The organism is Mesorhizobium wenxiniae (assembly GCF_002284535.1).
Lineage (GTDB): Bacteria > Pseudomonadota > Alphaproteobacteria > Rhizobiales > Rhizobiaceae > Mesorhizobium > Mesorhizobium wenxiniae.
This window is the reverse complement of record NZ_NPKH01000020.1, coordinates 912,320-929,153: the sequence shown is the minus strand read 5'-3', so window position 1 is coordinate 929,153 and position 16,834 is coordinate 912,320. Positions and strand designations below refer to the sequence as shown.

Annotated in this window: 16 protein-coding genes; 9 read left to right on the top strand and 7 right to left on the bottom strand. The window is 62.9% G+C overall.

The genetic code is table 11. The features are described 5' to 3' along the window. Positions 1 to 78: 78 nt before the first annotated feature. From waaC to rfaD, 3 genes are read right to left on the bottom strand one after another with little or no spacing between them, the layout of a single operon-like run. Entirely contained in the window at positions 79 to 1,065 is a 987-nt protein-coding gene (gene waaC, locus CIT31_RS14820) for a lipopolysaccharide heptosyltransferase I (RefSeq protein ID WP_095519150.1), read from the bottom strand. Continuing rightward, positions 1,062 to 2,069: a lipopolysaccharide heptosyltransferase II gene (gene waaF / locus CIT31_RS14815; RefSeq protein ID WP_095519149.1), complete on the bottom strand. Its 1,008-nt coding sequence runs from the start codon at positions 2,067 to 2,069 to the stop codon at positions 1,062 to 1,064. The genes waaC and waaF overlap by 4 nt, the downstream gene beginning before the upstream one ends. Continuing rightward, a complete protein-coding gene (gene rfaD, locus CIT31_RS14810; RefSeq protein WP_095519148.1) occupies positions 2,042 to 2,992 on the bottom strand; it encodes an ADP-glyceromanno-heptose 6-epimerase in 951 nt (316 codons plus the stop codon). Before rfaD ends, waaF begins: the two co-directional genes overlap by 28 nt. 165 nt (positions 2,993 to 3,157) lie before the next feature. Between rfaD and CIT31_RS14805 the strand changes: the two genes are divergently transcribed. The 4 genes from CIT31_RS14805 to CIT31_RS14790 all read left to right on the top strand — a co-directional run bounded on the left by CIT31_RS14805 (position 3,158) and on the right by CIT31_RS14790 (position 6,669). Then, positions 3,158 to 3,790 carry a LysE family translocator gene (locus CIT31_RS14805; protein ID WP_095519147.1) on the top strand — a complete coding sequence of 211 codons (633 nt, stop codon included), beginning with the start codon at positions 3,158 to 3,160 and terminating at the stop codon, positions 3,788 to 3,790. 150 nt (positions 3,791 to 3,940) lie between these two features. Next, on the top strand, positions 3,941 to 5,431 hold the full coding sequence (rfaE1, locus tag CIT31_RS14800; protein ID WP_095519397.1) for a D-glycero-beta-D-manno-heptose-7-phosphate kinase: 1,491 nt from the start codon (positions 3,941 to 3,943) through the stop codon (positions 5,429 to 5,431). A 7-nt stretch (positions 5,432 to 5,438) separates the two neighbouring features. Next, a complete protein-coding gene (locus CIT31_RS14795) occupies positions 5,439 to 6,011 on the top strand; it encodes a D-sedoheptulose-7-phosphate isomerase (RefSeq protein ID WP_095519146.1) in 573 nt (190 codons plus the stop codon). Beyond that, positions 6,004 to 6,669, top strand: coding sequence for a D-glycero-alpha-D-manno-heptose-1,7-bisphosphate 7-phosphatase (locus CIT31_RS14790; protein WP_095519145.1), 666 nt, complete (start codon positions 6,004 to 6,006; stop codon positions 6,667 to 6,669). Before CIT31_RS14795 ends, CIT31_RS14790 begins: the two co-directional genes overlap by 8 nt. Here the strand turns inward: CIT31_RS14790 and CIT31_RS14785 are convergent. Then, complete coding sequence (locus CIT31_RS14785; protein WP_095519144.1) at positions 6,666 to 7,151, bottom strand: Lrp/AsnC family transcriptional regulator; 486 nt, start codon at positions 7,149 to 7,151, stop codon at positions 6,666 to 6,668. The two genes, CIT31_RS14790 and CIT31_RS14785, sit on opposite strands and share 4 nt — an antisense overlap. A gap of 259 nt (positions 7,152 to 7,410) precedes the next feature. Here CIT31_RS14785 and trxB point away from each other — a divergent pair, with 259 nt between their 5' ends. Then, positions 7,411 to 8,385 (top strand): thioredoxin-disulfide reductase, encoded by a 975-nt coding sequence (gene trxB / locus CIT31_RS14780; protein ID WP_065012013.1) that lies wholly within the window; start codon positions 7,411 to 7,413, stop codon positions 8,383 to 8,385. 74 nt (positions 8,386 to 8,459) lie between these two features. Then, on the top strand, positions 8,460 to 9,356 hold the full coding sequence (locus CIT31_RS14775) for a LysR family transcriptional regulator (RefSeq protein ID WP_023799796.1): 897 nt from the start codon (positions 8,460 to 8,462) through the stop codon (positions 9,354 to 9,356). Positions 9,357 to 9,399: 43 nt separating this feature from the next. Here the strand turns inward: CIT31_RS14775 and CIT31_RS14770 are convergent, their stop codons facing one another. Together CIT31_RS14770 and CIT31_RS14765 are read right to left on the bottom strand one after the other, a co-directional pair. Further along, positions 9,400 to 9,900, bottom strand: a complete 501-nt coding sequence (locus CIT31_RS14770) for a methyltransferase family protein (RefSeq protein WP_095519396.1) — start codon at positions 9,898 to 9,900, stop codon at positions 9,400 to 9,402. Between the two features lie 823 nt (positions 9,901 to 10,723). Then, positions 10,724 to 12,775 carry an elongation factor G gene (locus CIT31_RS14765; protein ID WP_095519143.1) on the bottom strand — a complete coding sequence of 684 codons (2,052 nt, stop codon included), beginning with the start codon at positions 12,773 to 12,775 and terminating at the stop codon, positions 10,724 to 10,726. Between the two features lie 345 nt (positions 12,776 to 13,120). Between CIT31_RS14765 and CIT31_RS14760 the strand changes: the two genes are divergently transcribed. Further along, the gene (locus CIT31_RS14760) at positions 13,121 to 13,516 is read left to right on the top strand and encodes a (R)-mandelonitrile lyase (protein ID WP_095519142.1); all 396 of its coding nucleotides are present in this window, start codon (positions 13,121 to 13,123) and stop codon (positions 13,514 to 13,516) included. Positions 13,517 to 13,575: 59 nt separating this feature from the next. Here CIT31_RS14760 and CIT31_RS14755 read toward each other — a convergent pair whose 3' ends face one another. After that, on the bottom strand, positions 13,576 to 14,778 hold the full coding sequence (locus tag CIT31_RS14755) for a pyridoxal phosphate-dependent aminotransferase (RefSeq protein ID WP_095519395.1): 1,203 nt from the start codon (positions 14,776 to 14,778) through the stop codon (positions 13,576 to 13,578). 206 nt (positions 14,779 to 14,984) lie between these two features. Here CIT31_RS14755 and CIT31_RS14750 point away from each other — a divergent pair, with 206 nt between their 5' ends. Beyond that, positions 14,985 to 15,878 carry an EAL domain-containing protein gene (locus tag CIT31_RS14750; protein ID WP_095519141.1) on the top strand — a complete coding sequence of 298 codons (894 nt, stop codon included), beginning with the start codon at positions 14,985 to 14,987 and terminating at the stop codon, positions 15,876 to 15,878. Next, on the top strand, positions 15,875 to 16,729 hold the full coding sequence (locus CIT31_RS14745; protein ID WP_095519140.1) for an EAL domain-containing protein: 855 nt from the start codon (positions 15,875 to 15,877) through the stop codon (positions 16,727 to 16,729). The genes CIT31_RS14750 and CIT31_RS14745 overlap by 4 nt, the downstream gene beginning before the upstream one ends. Positions 16,730 to 16,834: the final 105 nt, after the last annotated feature.

The window sequence follows — 16,834 nt, the reverse complement described above, 5'->3', positions numbered from 1 at the left end:
CCCGTCACTATACGGGGAGAAGGTGCCGGCAGGCGGATGGGGCGGCGCCGACCTTTCCATTTGGATTGATTCAATAATTCAATGCCTTCCGGTTGCCAGATCGTGCGCTTGGCGCTCCATAAGCCTCTCCGCCTCCGCCACCACTTCCGCAGGCACGACACGGCCGCCGGGCGCGGCCAGCAGCGTTGACGAGAACGGCCCGCGCGGGCCGGTCAGGCCGGGTTCTGTCGCCAGAAACACCGCGACCGTCGGCAGGCCGAAGGCACTGGCGAGGTGGGTGAGACCGGTGTCCGCGCCGATGACCAGCACCGATCGGCCGATGATCGCGGCGATCTCGGCAAGCGGTGATTTCGGCATCAGCACGGTCTGCGGAACGGCTTGGGCGATCGCCTCGGCAATCGCCTTTTCCCTGTCGTTGGACCAGGTGGTGACCGGCGTCATTCCTCTTCCCACGAGAAGCCGGGCAGTTTCGATCCAGTCGCCGACCGGCCATTTCTTGTCCTCGCGGCTGGTGCCATGCAGCAGGAAGGCGGTTTTTCCCCCGACAAAGTTCGAACCGCCGGCCGGCGGCATGATGCCGGACTCGAGCCCGGAAAAATCCGGTTCATAGCCGAGCGCCAGCCCGAACAGCCGCCTTGTGCGTTCTATGGCGTGCAGATCGCGCGGCACAGCGTAGCGGCGGTCGTAGAACAAAGTCGCCGAAGGCTCGCGAGCGCTCGACCGGTCGAAGCCGACGATCGGCGCCGCGGCCTGTTTCGCCACCAGGGCCGACTTCAGCAATCCTTGCGCGTCGACGACGAAATCGTAGCGGCAATCCCGCAAGGCGCGGCGCAATCCCGCTGCCTCGCGCCATGTGCCGCGGCCGAGTGGGCTTGTGCGCCAGCGCCGGATTGCCACTGTGTGGATGGTTGCGATCGCCGGATGCAGCGCCACGATGCCGGCAAAAGCCTCTTCCACACACCAGTCGAGCGACACATCCGGCCGGTTGCGGCGCGCATCCTCGACGGCCGGAAAGGTGTGGATGACGTCACCCATCGAGGATGTCTTGACGATAAGCATCCTCATGCGGCGGCCGGCATTTCCAGCAGCCGTTCCGCCGCTGCCGCGACCTGTGCCACCTCGAGCGTGTTCAGGCAATTGAGATGGCTGAGCGGGCAGATTTTCCGGTGGCAGGGCGAACAGGACAGGCCGAGCCAGACCAGTTCGCGCTGCTCGGCGAGGGGCGGCGTATTCTGCGGCGAGGTCGAGCCGTAGACGGCAACGATCGGCGTGCCGACTGCGGCGGCAACATGCATCAGCCCACTGTCGTTCGACACCGCAAGCCTGGCCGCGGCGATCAGGTCGATGGCGTCCTCCAGCCGCGTCTGGCCGGCGAGATCGACGACGCCAGGTGCAAGCGTGGCGATTTCCGCCGTTACGTCGGCGTCGTTCTTCGATCCGAACAGCGCGACCTCAAAACCTTTGGCCATCATGTCGCGGGCAAGGCCGGCATAGCGTTCGCTCGGCCAGCGCTTGGCCGGGCCGAATTCGGCGCCGGGCATCAGCGCGACGAATTTTTTCGCCTCCAGCCCGAAGCGGCCCAGCAATTCCGCCTGGTTTTTTGTATCGACAGCGAGCTTGGGAGCGCGGAACGTGCCCCCCCGCGCGAGGCCGAAATAGGCCTGCGCCGTGCGCCGTTTCAAATGGTCGGGCAAGGGAACGATATCGGTCAGCAGCCCGTAGCGCATTTCCTTGAGATGGCCGACGCGGCGCGGAATGCGGGCAAAGAACGGGACGAGCGCCGACTTCCAGCTCCCAGGCATAACATAGGCGATGCCGTAGTGGCCGCGCAGCAGGCGGCCGAAGCGCCTTCGCATGCGGAATTCCAGCGCGCCGGATTTCAGCGGCAGATCGATCTGCTGGCGTATTTCGGGCATGCGCTTGACCAGTGGCGCCGCCCATGCCGGGGCCAGCACATCGATCGCGGCGTTCGGGTGAAGCTCTCTTAGCGCCGAGAACAGGCACTGCGCCATCACCATGTCGCCCACCCAGCGTGGGCCGATCACGAGGATCGTTGGGCTTTCAGCCATTCGACATAGTCTCTGACGCCGGTTTCCACTGTGCGAAACTGACCATTGTAACCGGCGGCGCGCAACCGGGACATATCAGCTTGCGTAAAACTCTGGTAGCTTCCCTTCAGGTGGTCGGGGAAGTCGATGAATTCGATCTCGCCTTTCCCCAGCGTGCCGATCACCGTTTCGGCTATGGCGCGGAACGGCTGGGCAAGGCCGGTGCCGCAGTTGAAGATGCCGCTTGAGCCCCGTTTCCATAGCCACAGATTGACCTCGGCGACATCGCCGACATGGATGAAATCGCGGCTCTGCTCGCCAGGTCCGAAACCGTCATAGGCGCCGAACAGTTTCGGGTTCTGGCCTTGCTCGACCTGATTGAACAGATGGAAGGCGACCGAGGCCATGGCGCCCTTATGCGCCTCGCGCGGTCCATAGACGTTGAAATAGCGCAGGCCCGCAACCGGCGAATGATCGGTATCGAAGACGGTGCGGCGGACATAGTCGTCGAACAGCTTCTTTGAATAGGCATAGACATTGAGCGGGCGTTCGCATTCCGGCTCCTCGCGAAACTCGGCGCCGCCGCCATAGACCGAGGCTGAGGAGGCGTAGAGGAAAGGCACCCGCAGTGCCAGGCAGGCATGCAGCAGCCGCTTCGAATAAGCGTAGTTCACCTCCATCATGAACTTGCCGTTCCATTCGGTGGTCGTCGAGCAGGCGCCCTGGTGGAAGACAGCCTCGATGCGGCCGTGGTCCCCGGCCTCCATCCGCGGCAGGAAATCGTCCTTGTCGAGATAATCGGCGATCTGCAGGTCGGCGAGATTGGCAATCTTGTGGCCGTCGGTCAGGTCGTCGACGACGACGATGTCGCTGATCCCTTCGGCATTGAGCGCGGCGACGATGTTGGAGCCGATCATGCCGGCGCCGCCCGTGACGATGATCATGAAAGCCTCTGGTATCTCGTGCCGATTCCGGCCCTTATAGGGGAGGCTTGCGGGGCTGTCGATAAAGCAGGTCGCAATCCGGCGGTTGGGTGAGCGCCACAGTGCCGCCGCAAGCTTTCGCTTCAGTCGGCGATCCACCGGCGAGGCACGACAGGAGCAAGGATAATGCCGTCGACCGAACTGCTTATCGCCTTTTTCGCCACCACGGCGATCTTTGCCTACATCCCCGGTCCGGCGATGCTTTACGCGGCTGCGCAAACCATGGCGCGGGGCCGCTGGTCCGGCCTGACGGCGGCGTTGGGTATCCATCTTGGCGGCTATGTGCACGTCGTCGCCGCCGCTGCCGGGTTGTCCGTGCTTTTCCACGCCGTGCCGACGCTCTACATCGCGGTCAAGCTGGCCGGCGCACTCTATCTGATCTGGCTGGGTGTCTCGCTGTTTCGCGCCAGGGCGCAAGACGATGCTGTTATCTCAGGTATTGAGCCGAAATCCGCCCGCCGCGCCTTTTTCGAGAGTATCACCGTCGAGGTGCTCAATCCCAAGACTGCAATCTTCTTCATGGCGTTCCTGCCACAATTCATCGACGCGTCCGCGACGTTTGCCGTCTGGCTCCAATTCCTCGTCCTCGGGACGATCGTCAATCTGATGTTCTCTTCGGCGGATGTCATGTGCGTGGTGCTGGCAGGTGCGCTGGTCACCAGGCTGCGGCGCTCGAGCCACGCGCAGCGCCTCATGCGGCGTGCGGGCGGTGCGGTGCTCGTCGGATTGGGCGTTCATGTGGCTTTGCAGAAAAGCTGATCCGTCAACCGGCGTTGGCTGTGGTCCGTTCGATGCCTGCCGTTGCGCTGGACCGAATTGCGGTATATCGGCTTCGCCATGAACGACCAGCCCGCCAGTCCAGCGCTTTCACAGCTTGGGGACCGGCTCTCTTTGCACGTCGCGGATGACATGAGCGAGCAATACCTGCCTTCTCCCGAACCCCTTCACCGCGCCATCTCGCGATTCGGCAACGTCACCGTGCTGGTGGTCGGCGACTTTATTCTCGACCGTTTCGTCAACGGCGTCATCGAGCGGATTTCGCCTGAAGCGCCCATTCCGGTGCTGCGCGGGCGTGGCGAAACGTCGGCGATGGGCGGCGCCGGCAATGTCGTCGCCAACATCGTCTCGCTCGGGGCCGCCGCGATACCGGTCTCGGTGATCGGCGCCGATCAGGCCGGCGTCAATCTGATGCGCATTCTCGCCGAGTTTGGCGTCGACACTGGCGGCCTCGCGCAGGACGCGAACCGGATGACCTCGTCGAAAAGCCGCTTCAGCGCGCTCAACCAGCAGGTGCTGCGCTTCGACGAAGAGGAAATCAAGCCGCTGGGCGACGCTGAGCGAGCAACGCTGGTCCGGCATTTCCGCGCCGCGCTCGCGCAAGCCGACATCGTTATCCTGTCCGACTACGGCAAGGGCATGTTGCTCGACGGCGTCGCCGGCGAGCTGATCTCGATCTGCCGCCAGGCGGGAAAACCGGTGCTCGTCGACCCCAAGGGCCGCGATTATGCGTGCTATGCCGGGGCGACGGCGATCACGCCCAATCGCAAGGAACTCGGCGAAGCGGTCGGACGCGCGGTGTTTGGCGATGACGAGATCGTGGCAGCGGCACGTGAGCTGATCTCGGCACACGGCTTCGATTTCGTCGTCGCGACGCGCAGCGAAAAGGGCATGAGCGTCGTCGGCTCGGACGATGCCCGCCACATCGCCACGCAGGCGCGGGAAGTGTTCGACGTTTCAGGCGCCGGCGATACTGTCATTGCGACGTTTGCGCTGGCTCTGGCTGCGGGCGCCGACCGCGTCGTTGCCGCCGCCATTGCCAACGCGGCGGGTGGCGTGGTGGTTGGAAAGCGCGGCACCGCGCGGCTGACGGTCGAAGAGCTTACCGGCGCGCTGTTTCGCTCGCACGGCCCGATTGCCCATAAGGACGCAATCCTCGATGCCGCTGCCGCTGCAAGGCTGGTGGCGACGTGGAAGGACGAAGGCCTGAGTGTCGGTTTCACCAATGGCTGCTTCGATATCCTTCACGCCGGCCATGTCAGCCTTTTGCACGCGGCACGCAGCCAATGCGACCGGCTGGTTCTGGGCCTCAACAGCGATGCCTCGGTGCGCCGGCTGAAAGGGCCGGGACGCCCGGTCAACGACGAGCATGACCGCGCCTGCGTGCTTGCGGCGCTTGCCTCGGTCGACGCCGTCGTCGTCTTCGAGGAGGACACGCCGCTCGCGCTGATCGAGGCGCTCAAGCCCGACATACTGGTCAAGGGCGCCGACTATACGATCGATCAGGTGGTCGGTGCCGAAATCGTGCGAAAGGCGGGCGGCCGCGTCGTGCTGGTCGATCTCGTCGTCGGCAAGAGCACGACCGGCACCATCGGCAAGTTGCGCGCCGGCAGTACAAACTGAGGTTTTCATGTCCGAACTGAACGAATACCTGGTCCGCTCGGCGGCCGCGATCACCGCGATGGTCGAGCGCGACCTCACCAGCGAGATGGAGCGGGCGGTGACCGCCGTCGTCGCGGCGCTTTCGCAAGGCAAGGCGCTGCTGATCTGCGGCAATGGCGGTTCGGCCAGCGACGCCATCCACATCGCCGGCGAACTGGTCGGCCGCTTCCTGAAGGAGCGCAAGGCCTACAACGTCATCGCACTGCCGGCCAATGCGGCGGTGCTGACCGCCTGGGGCAATGATTACGGCTTCGACACGGTGTTTTCACGCCAGGTCGAGGCACATGGCGCGGCGGGTGCTGTGCTGCTCGCCATCTCGACCAGCGGCAACTCGGCCAGCACCCTTGCCGCCGCCGAACAGGCGCGCATGATGGACATGACGGTGATCAGCCTGACCGGCGACACCGGCGGCAAGCTCAAGCCGCTCTCCGACATCCTGCTCAACGTGCCCTCGACCTCGACACCGATCATCCAGCAGGGGCATCTTTGTCTCTATCATCATCTGTGCGAAATGGTCGAAGCGCGCCTCTGTGATGGCTGACAGGGACGCTGTCACGACCTCGCAGCCGTATCCGCTCGAAGAGCCGGGGCTCTGGGTCGAACGGATCGGTACTGCGGCCTTTCCAACTGGCACGCCGGCGCTGTTCCTCGACCGCGACGGCACCATCAACGTCGATAGCGGCTATCCCAGTGATCCGGCTGACATAGTGCTGCGGCCGGAGATGCTGCCGGTGATCCGAACGGCCAACATCGTCGGCCTTCCTGCGATCGTAGTCTCCAACCAGTCGGGCATTGCCCGCGGCTATTTCGGCTGGCCGGATTTCGCCGCAGTCAATGCCTGGCTGCTAGCGCTTCTCGAAGCGCAGAATTGCCGGATCGATCTGGTGCTCGCCTGCGCCTACCATTCGAGCGGGACGGGTGAACTCGCAGTAGGTGACCATCCGATGCGCAAGCCCAATCCGGGCATGCTTCTGCGCGCCCGCGATCTGCTGGACGTGGATATCAGCCGATCGATCATCGTCGGCGACAAGGCTGATGATATGGAGGCCGGACGGCGAGCCGGGCTATGCGAAGGCTGGCTGGTGCACGGCAGATCCAATCGGACTTCTGGCGATGGTATGTTCGCGACGCGCAAACTGACGACCAGCAACGATCACAGCAAACTCTGCGAGACCATCGCCGAACTCGGCAGGGATTAGGTTCTCTTTTCGCTGAAAGCCACCAGGCCTTCGTCCTTGACGCGACGGATGGTCAGTGCAGTGCGCACCGTGTCGACATTCGGCGCCGAGGCCAGTTCCTCGATGACGAAAGTCTGAAAGGCGCCGAGGTCGCTCGCCACGCAATGCAGCAGGAAATCGGATTCGCCCGATACCATCCAGGCGTCGCGCACGATCGGCCAACCGCGGGTGCGTTCGGCGAAGGTTTTCAGCTCCGCATCGGCCTGGTGATGCAGGCCGATGAGGCAGAAGGCGACGACATCCAGGCCGAGCGCCGGCGCATTGAGCAGGGCGCGATAGCTGCGGATGATGCCGGTCTCTTCCAGCCGCCTGACACGGCGCAGGCATGGCGGCGCCGAAATGCCGACGCGGCCGGACAGCTCGACATTGGTCATGCGCCCGTCGTGCTGAAGCTCGCGCAGGATCTTCCAGTCGATGGCGTCGAGATCGGCTTTGAGCGGCATGGATACCTTCGGCGCTTCACGCAAGAATCTTTCGTGATCTTGTAATTAAACGACTTCGGTGTCCATTCCATCCCTCAGTCGGTGATTTTCGGACAGTCACAGCGCAAGATGTTCATGGATCGTCTGTTTGTGCGGAAGCTTTCCGGGGACGACGGCGCGGTCGTCTTGCTGGCGTCGCCTGCAACACCTAGATTAGGGGCCGATATCGATCCTTGTGCCGGACGCTTCATTCGCGTCCGGTTGTTGTGAAAGCCCGTCCATGACCACCAAGCACGCGCCTGTTCTCATCATCGGCTCCGGTCCCGCTGGCTATACGGCGGCAATCTACGCCGCCCGCGCCATGCTGAAGCCGATGCTCGTCGCCGGCCTGCAGCAGGGCGGTCAGTTGATGATCACCACCGATGTCGAAAACTATCCGGGCTTTGCCGATCCGATCCAGGGTCCGTGGCTGATGGAACAAATGCTGAAGCAGGCTGAGCATGTCGGCACCGACGTCATCAACGACATCATCACTGAGGTCGACCTCAATGTGCGGCCGTTCCGCGCCAAGGGCGATTCCGGCACCACCTATACGGCCGACGCGCTGATCATCGCCACCGGCGCGCAGGCGAAATGGCTGGGTATCCCGAGCGAACAGACCTTCATGGGCTTCGGCGTATCGGCCTGCGCCACCTGCGACGGCTTCTTCTATCGCGGCAAGGATGTCGCCGTGATCGGCGGCGGCAATTCGGCGGTGGAGGAGGCGCTCTATCTTTCCAATCTGGCAAAGAGCGTGACGGTCATCCACCGGCGCAGCGACTTCCGCGCCGAGCGCATCCTGAGCGAGCGGCTGTTCAAGAAGGACAATGTCCGCGTCATCTGGGACACCGTCGTTGACGAGATCACCGGTCAGTCCGGCAAGATGCCGCTGCCGCCGTCGGTGGAGGGACTGAAGCTGCGCAATCTGGTGAGCGGTCAGGAGATGCATCTGACGGTCGACGGCGTATTCGTGGCGATCGGCCATGCGCCGGCGGTTGAGCTGTTCGCTGGCAAGCTAAAGCAGAAGCCGAACGGCTATCTGTGGACGGCGCCGGATTCGACCTGCACCGACGTGCCGGGAGTGTTCGCCGCCGGCGACGTGACCGACGACATCTACCGCCAGGCAGTGACGGCGGCGGGGCTCGGCTGCATGGCCGCGCTCGAGGCGGAAAAGTACCTCGCCGGGATCGAAGTTCACCGCGAAGCGGCGGAGTAAGGAAGCGGCCGAGAAAAGCCGCGCAAAAGCCTGATTTTTCATTCAAACGCCAAAAAAACAGAGCGAGGGGCATCATGGCGTTGGACTGGGACAAGCTACGCGTGTTTCACGCTGCGGCGGAAGCTGGGTCGTTCACCCATGCCGCCGAGACACTGCATCTGTCGCAATCGGCGATCTCGCGGCAGGTCAGCGCGCTCGAACATGACGTCGGCGTGCCGCTGTTCAATCGCCATGCCCGCGGCCTGGTGCTGACCGAGCAGGGTGAGATGCTGTTCCGCACGGCGCATGACGTGCTGATGAAGCTGGAGACGATCAAGTCGCGGCTGACCGAGGCCAAGGATCGGCCCTCCGGCGTGCTCAGGGTGACGACCACGGTCGGGCTCGGTGCCGGCTGGCTGACCGAGCGCGTGCAGGAATTCATCGAGCTCTATCCCGAGATCAGCCTGCAGTTGATCCTGGCGAACGAGGAACTCGACCTCACCATGCGCCGGGCGGACTGCGCGATCCGGCTGCGCCAGCCGCAGCAGCCTGATCTCATCCAGCGCCGCCTGTTCACCGTGCATTTCCATCTCTACGCCGCTCCTTCTTACGTCAACAAGTATGGCAAGCCGGCGTCGATCGCCGAGTTGAAGAGCCATCGCATCGTCACCTTCGGCGTGCCGGTGCCGGCGCATTTGTCGGAATTGAATTGGCTGGAAACGGTCGGCGATTTCGAAGGCGGGCAAAGGGTGCCGACGCTGCAGATCAACGACATATTGTCGATAAAGCGCGCGGTACAGGGTGGCGCCGGCATCGCCATGCTGCCCGACTATGTGGTCAGCAAGGACTCAGGGCTGGTGCAATTGCTGCCGGAGACCGAAGTGCCGTCCTTCGACACCTATTTCGCTTATCCCGATGCGATGAAGAACCAGGCGAAACTGCACGTCTTCCGAGATTTCATTATCGCCAAGGCCCGAAGCTGGTCGTTCTAACTTTCAGAAAATCGCTTCCGCCTTGCACCGCCGACGACAACTCTTACTGGCAGCGCCATGGGGTCAGGCGGGGCAGCCAGCCTGGGACGGCGCGGCGGTAGGCCTCGTAGCCGGCGCCATAGCGGCGGGCAAGCGTCGGTTCCTCGTAGAACTTCACGAACGAGACCATGGCAATGGCGGCGATAGTGGCATAGGCGACGAGAGCCCAGCTCGAAAACAACAGTGCCTGGCCAAGGATGATCGACAGCACCGCCACATACATCGGGTTGCGGACATGGCGGTAGATACCACCGACAACCAGTTGCCCGGTCGGCGCAACCGGGGCGGGCGTGCCCAGGCCTTCGAAAGCAAAACGGGCGAAGGCATGAAGCAGCAAGGCCGCTGCGACCACAATCAGGACCCAGGCGACCGGGACCAAGCCGGGCTGGGTCGACCATGGCAGACGATAGCGATCGGTCAACAGCCAGGGCAGCAATCCCGCGACCATGCCGGGCGCTGCGATGAAGAATAGCGCGCTGCCGGCGATCGCCTGACGTGTCCTCATCGAGGCTTCCTTCCAGAGCGACGTGCGTCCACTTGGACGCACAAAATACGGTCTAGCACTTGAAATCTACGCATCGTGCCTTCCGAAAAGCGATTCCTATCTCGGGCCGATGCGGCTGCTGCAAAAATAAACGCGTATTGCCTGATTCGACGTCATTCGTTGTTTTTGCGTTTCGGGCCGAGAATTGGCTCTGATTCGCTATTTCCCAATGATCTTTGCCTGGCCGTGCACCGCATTTCGACGATTCTGCTGGTCCTATGAGGCCAAGGAATGGGTTAGACCACAGCCTGTGTCATTTTGCATGCGTGTGTTGCAAAATAGATGCTTGTTTCTTGAGCATGATGAGCACATATATAGATCATCTCCTGGGCGCGTTCTCCTCCCATTAGCGCCCTCGAGTGTTCCCCTCTGGAGGTTAGCCCTAACAGGCACTTCCAATCAAACTCAGCCGGATCTTCATTGATCCGGCTTTTTTGTTGCCCGAAACCTGCTGGCGCTGAGGGAAAGCCGACCGAAATTGTCACGTAACAGTGACATGTAACCTCAGGTAACCTGTCACAGGCGCCCAGCATCGACTAAGCAGATCATAGGACGCGGTGTGGTTCGTGCGGGAGATGGGGGCATCACTCGGGCGATCCGGGCTCAGGCGGCTACCGCGTCCGAACCATTCTTCCGCTGAGGCCGTCAGGCGCTGGCGGCATGTGCGGCGGACCTGCCGTTTCGCCTCCCACGAAGACGGTCCGCAAGAGAGCGGCGTCCGGATCTTTCCGGACGCCGTTTCCTTGTGTTCTGCAGCCTGCGATACTGGCGCCAAAATCCAGTGTCAGGCGGCCTTGCCGTTGGCGTTCATCGCCTCGTCGGCCAAGCGGCCGGTGAGTTCGGCCATATGGTCGAAGGTCGCGCGATAGCTGGCCACGCCGGCGGTAGCCGAACGCAGCTCGATGATCAGATCGCCGATCTCGGCCTGCGGCATGGTCGCCTCGACGATATCCCATCCCGGCCAGCCGGGCCGCGCGTCATAACGGAGGATCTGGCCCCGCCGTTGCGGGATCAGGGCGATGATCTTCGACGTCGCATCGGACGGCGTGACGATCTCGACCTTCATGATCGGTTCGAGCAGCACCGGCGAGCAGGCCGCCATGCCTTCCTTCATCGCCAGCTTCGCCGCCATCTGGAAGGCCATGTCCGACGAATCGACAGCGTGATAGGAGCCGTCGGACAGGTTGACGGCGACATCGACCACCGGAAAGCCGAGCGGGCCGGATTTCAAATAATCGCGCACGCCGGTCTCGACCGACTGGATGTAGGTCTTCGGCACGGCGCCGCCGGTGATGGTGTCGGTGAACTGGAAGCCGGAGCCGCGCGGCAGCGGCTTGATCTCGATCACCACGTCGCCGAACTGGCCATGGCCGCCCGACTGCTTCTTGTGGCGGCCGCGCTGCTGCGCCGTTTTGCGGATCGTCTCGCGATAAGGCACGGCCGGCGCATGGCCTTCGACCGGGATCTGGTTCTTGCCCTCCAGCCGCTCGCGCACGACACGCAGATGCATCTCGCCATGGCCCGACAGCACGGTTTCGGCCGAATCCTGATTGTGGCGCAGGCTGAGCGAGGGGTCTTCTTCGGCAAGTCGCTGGATGGCTGCCGACATCTTCACTTCGTCTTTGCGCTCCTTCGGGCGCAGCGCGAACGCAAAGACCGGCTGCGGCGGCATCAGCGTGACCAGTGGCTTGATGCCGCCCTTTGCCGAGCTCAAGGTCTGACCGGTCGTGACGTCGTCCAGCTTGCCGAGCGCGACCGTGTCGCCGGCCCTGGCCGAGGTGAGCTTGGTCTGGTCCTTGCCGAGCATTTTGTAGATGCCGGAGACTTTTGCCGTGGTGCCATTCGAAAGGAAGAGCTCGGAGGCGTCGGCAAGCTGGCCGGACAGGATGCGCGAGACCGACAGCTTGCCGCCATGGGCGGTGTGAATGGTCTTCATCACCTGGACCACGGTCGCATTGCCATCAGGTGCACCAAGGCGCTTGCGGGTCGCCTCGATGTCGGGCGCGTCGTGGCGGATCGTCTTCAACAGGCGCAGCACGCCATTGCCCTTCTCGGCGGTGCCGATCAGCACCGGCGTCACGGCGCCGTCACGCAGATCGGCGGCGAGGTCGTCGAAAATCGCGTCCTTCGGCGGCTCAATCTCTTCGAGAAGCTGCTCCATCAACTGGTCGTCATGATCAGCGAGCGTCTCCAGCATGGAAAAGCGCGCCTCCAGTTCGCGCGCCTTGTCGTCGCTGGGAATCTGGGCGACCTCGCTTTCGGCATATTCGCGATAGATGTAGGCGCGCTCCAGAGCGAGATCGATCGAGCCGATGACGACGCCGTTCTTGCGCAGCGGAATCTGGCGAAGCAGCAACGGTACCGAGCTTGCCGGCTGCAGCAACTTCAGCGTGTCGCGCACGCCCGATATCGCCTTATCGACCTTGTTGAGGAACATGATGCGCGGCACGCCGAGATCGTCGAGCTTGCGCATGATCAGCTGCAGGGCAGGGATCTTCTTCTCGTCGGCTTCGGCGACGACCACGGCGATGTCGCAGGCGGCGAGGACCGGCTCTGCCTCGAAGGAGAATTCGATGGAGCCGGGACAATCGACGAAAGTGAGTTGCTCGCCCATGAATTCGGTGGTCGCAAACGTCGCCTCGACGCTCATGGCGTGGGCGCGTGCCTCGGGCGAATGATCGGAAACGGTGTTTCCCGAGGAAACGGGATTCTGGCGGGGAATGGCGCCCGTGCGGGCCAATATGGCTTCGAGAAGTGTCGTCTTACCGCTTGCAAAGGGACCGACTATGGCAATGCATTTCGGTCCCGTGCGTCGTCCTCCGGCGCGAGTTCCCATGACTGACCTCCACTCAGGCGTTTCCCTGGGAGCGGCGGCCGGCCTGTCGACCGTCGCGGGCGGGGCTTTTTTCAGTTTGCCACCTACCCAAAGGCATCGTCCCACGGGTTAGCCGGGAGGGCAAGGGATTTGAGGATCGCCTGATGTCGTGGATGTTGAGCCCTGATCGGCGAAGCCGTCGGATGCGAGCCCAGCCTCCCATCAAATCCCGTAACAAAGCCCGTCGCCGAACAGCCGCAAAAGCGGTTGCGCCGTGATGGTTATCGGACGAAAGTGCCCGCTTCTTGCGACAAAAAGGAACGGCCGTCGCCGACCGATCCGCCGTCAGCCTGAGGACTCGCGACGATGAAGATCATTGCCTGCGGCAGCGTGCCGACCGCCATTGCGCCGGAAAAGTACTTCACCGGCCGCGTGTGGCAGACGCCAATCATCGAGAAGGAAGCGCCAGCGCGGCTGCGCGCCATCATGGTCAGTTTCGAGCCCGGCGCGCGTACCCACTGGCATACGCATCCGCTGGGCCAGACGCTCTATGTCATATCAGGCGCCGGCCTCGCGCAAAGCTGGGGCGAGCCGGTACAGGCGATCAGGGCCGGCGACGTCATTTCGTTCGCTCCTGATGAAAAGCATTGGCACGGCGCCGGTCCAAAATCGGCGATGGCGCATATAGCCATGCAGGAGGCGCTCGACGACGTCCATGCCGACTGGCTGGAAATGGTGACAGACGAGCAGTATGGCGGCTGAGGCTTTTGAGCCCACCAAACCCGACCGCGAGCCGGGTTTGGTGTTCGAGATGCGCCTGATCAGGTCAGCGAGGCGGCGAAGCGCTGGATGCGCGTGCAGGCCTCTTCGAGCAACGCCTCCGACGTGGCATAAGAGATGCGGAAGTTGGGGCCGAGGCCGAAGGCCGAACCGAACACCACCGCTACGCCCTCGGCCTCGAGCAGCTCCGAGCAGAAGGCTTCGTCGCTGTCGATCACCTTGCCGGCTTTGGTCTTCCTGCCGATCAACTGGGCGCAGGACGGATAGACGTAGAAAGCACCTTCGGGTGACGGACATGTGATGCCGCGCGCCTGATTGAGCATCGACACGACGAGATCGCGCCGAGCCTGGAAGATCGCCTTGTTTTTCGCAATGAAATCCTGCGGACCGTTCAGCGCCTCCACCGATGCCCACTGGGCGATGGTGCAGGCGCCGGAGGTCTGCTGGCCCTGTATCATATCCATTGCCTTGATCAGCGCCACGGGCCCGGCCGCATAGCCGATGCGCCAGCCAGTCATGGCATAGGCCTTCGAGACGCCGTTCATCGTCAGCGTGCGCTCATAAAGCTTCGGCTCGACCTCGGCGATGGTCTTGAAGACGAAGTCACCATAGATCAGGTGCTCGTACATGTCGTCGGTCAGCACCCAGACATCGGGATGCTTCAACAGCACGTTGGCCAGAGCGCGCAATTCAGACTCGGTGTAGGCAGCGCCCGACGGGTTCGACGGTGAGTTCATCAACAGCCATTTGGTGCGCGGCGTAATCGCCTTTTCCAACGCCGCCGCCGTCAGCTTGAAGCCGTTGTCGATGGAGGTGTCGGCAAATGCCGGGGTGCCGCCGCAGATCGCTACCATCTCGGGATAGCTGACCCAGTACGGCCTCGGAATGATGACCTCGTCGCCGGGATTCAGCGTCGCCATAAAGGCATTGAATAGGATCTGCTTGCCGCCGGTGCCGACGATGGTCTGCTCCGGCCGGTAGTCGAGATTGTTCTCGCGCTTGAATTTTTCGACGATCGCCTCGCGCAGCGGCACGATGCCGGAAACCGGAGGATATTTCGTTTCGCCGCGGCGGATAGCCTCGATCGCAGCGTTCTTGATGTTGTCCGGCGTGTCGAAGTCCGGTTCGCCGGCACCCAACCCGATCACGTCTCGGCCGGCGTTTTTCAGCTCGCGTGCTTTCTGCGTCACCGCGATGGTCGCGGAAGGCTTTACGCGGGAAAGAACGTCAGCAAGAAAGGCCATGACGATGTTATCTCCTTGGGGATGCAGGCGGTCCATCTAACCGCGGCGCTTCTCATGTCGCATCATTCCGCCAAGCGCAAGCACTGTCGGATGAGCCAGATCTCAAATCCCCGGCAAATTCGGCAACAATAAATTCACCTACACGCGGTAAAACCCCGAGTGGCTGGATCACGATCCATTCCGCCAGTCTCGCAGAGCGAGGAACCGTGTCGCGCAGCATCGGGCATGACCATATCGTCCGTCATGACGACGGCACCGCCAGCGGTGTCTGGGGCATCTATACGCTGCAGAGCGCTTTCCAGCCGATCTTCGCCTTCAGCAACGGCAAATTGTCCGTCACCGGATTCGAGGGGCTGATCCGGCCGTTCCGCGACGGCGAGCCGCAGTCGCCGGTGAGCTTTTTCAACACCTGTCCAACGGTCGACCGCCTGCACATCGAGGCGCTGACAAGGACGCTGCATCTTTTGAACGCCGGCGCCTGCCTGCCGCAAGAGGCATTCATTTTCATTAACTTCGATCCGTCGGTGTTCACCGATCGCAGCATCGCCGACAAGGCGCTGCGCGACATGCGGCTGGTGCTGCATGAGGCTGAGATCGATGCGAACCGGGTCGTCTGCGAGGTGACCGAGCAGAAATCGGCGTCGCAGGAAACGCTCTACAATTTCGTCGAGGCACTCAGGGCCAACGGATTTCGCATAGCGGTCGACGACTACGGCGCCGACGAGTCCGACATCAACCGCATCAAGGAGCTCAGGCCGGACATCGTCAAATTCGATGCCCACTGGCTCATGCAACTGATGGAGTCCGGCGCCGGTTTCGCACTGCTGACCGCCATGGTGGCAAGTTTCGAACAGCAAGGCATCCGCACCGTGTTCGAGGGCATCGAGGAGAGCTGGCAGCTTGAACTGGCTGAAAAATCGGGAGCCTCGATGGTGCAGGGATTCGCGCTGGCGCGCCCGGAGCTTGCGCCGACCAGCTTTCACGTCTTCGGCAAGGACAGGCAGATGCCGGTGGCAGTGCCCGATGCCGACGAGGTGCCTGCGACTGTCTCGCCTTCGCCGAGGCCGAAACGGGCTTTCGGACGCAAGGTGGTACCATGACCGGGCGGCCCGACAGGCGGCGCAATGTCGGCGAGGCAATCTTTGCCGACGAGGTCGGTATCGAATACGGCGTCTATGGCGCGTTCCGGCTGAGGAGCGCCTACCAGCCGATCTTCGCGCCGCGCGGCAGCTTTTTGAAGGCCGTCGCGGTCGAAGGCCTGATCGAGCCGCACCGCGCCGGCAGGTCGGTCGCGCCACGCGTATTTTTCGAGGGCGTACCCGTGGCGGATCGCCTGTTCGTCGAGACGATGTGCCGGGTGCTGCATCTCCGGAACTTCCGCAACATCGGCGTCGACGGGCTCGACCTATTCTTCAACTACAATCCGCTGATCAACGATGACCCCGGGCGAGCGCTGGCTGAGATCAGGCTGATGACCAGGCATCTCGCCGAGTTCGATCTGTACCCCGGCATGCTGGTCTGCGAAATCACCGAACAGGCGGCCGACGACAAGGTGCTCGTCAGCCTGGCGCGCGAGATGCGGCGTGACGGCATCCGCATCGCCATCGACGATTTCGGTACCGGGCATTCGACGGAAGAGCGGGTTGCGCTTGTCCGGCCCGACATCGTCAAGATCGACGGCACCTGGTTCGCGGAATTCTGTCGCCATGCCGCCGCCGAACGGTTTTTCCGGCCGCTGGTCTCCGCGTTGCACGACCGCGGCACCAAGGTGCTGGTCGAAGGCATCGAGCAATCCACGCATCTGCGCGTGGCACTCGACGGCGGCGTCGACCTGATGCAGGGTTTTTACCTTGCCCGCCCGGCGCTGGCCGGCACGAACTTCGACGAGGAGCCGCTGCCCATCGACAGGCTGCTTGGCAGAGACAACAACGTCGTGCCGTTGTTTGGGTGATCTATCAGCGGCGCTGATGGTTGCGCCAAAACAAATCACTGGAATAAGCCCTCGCTGCCAGGATAATTGCCGGTAAGGCGGCTCCCGAGGGGGAGCGGCGATGGG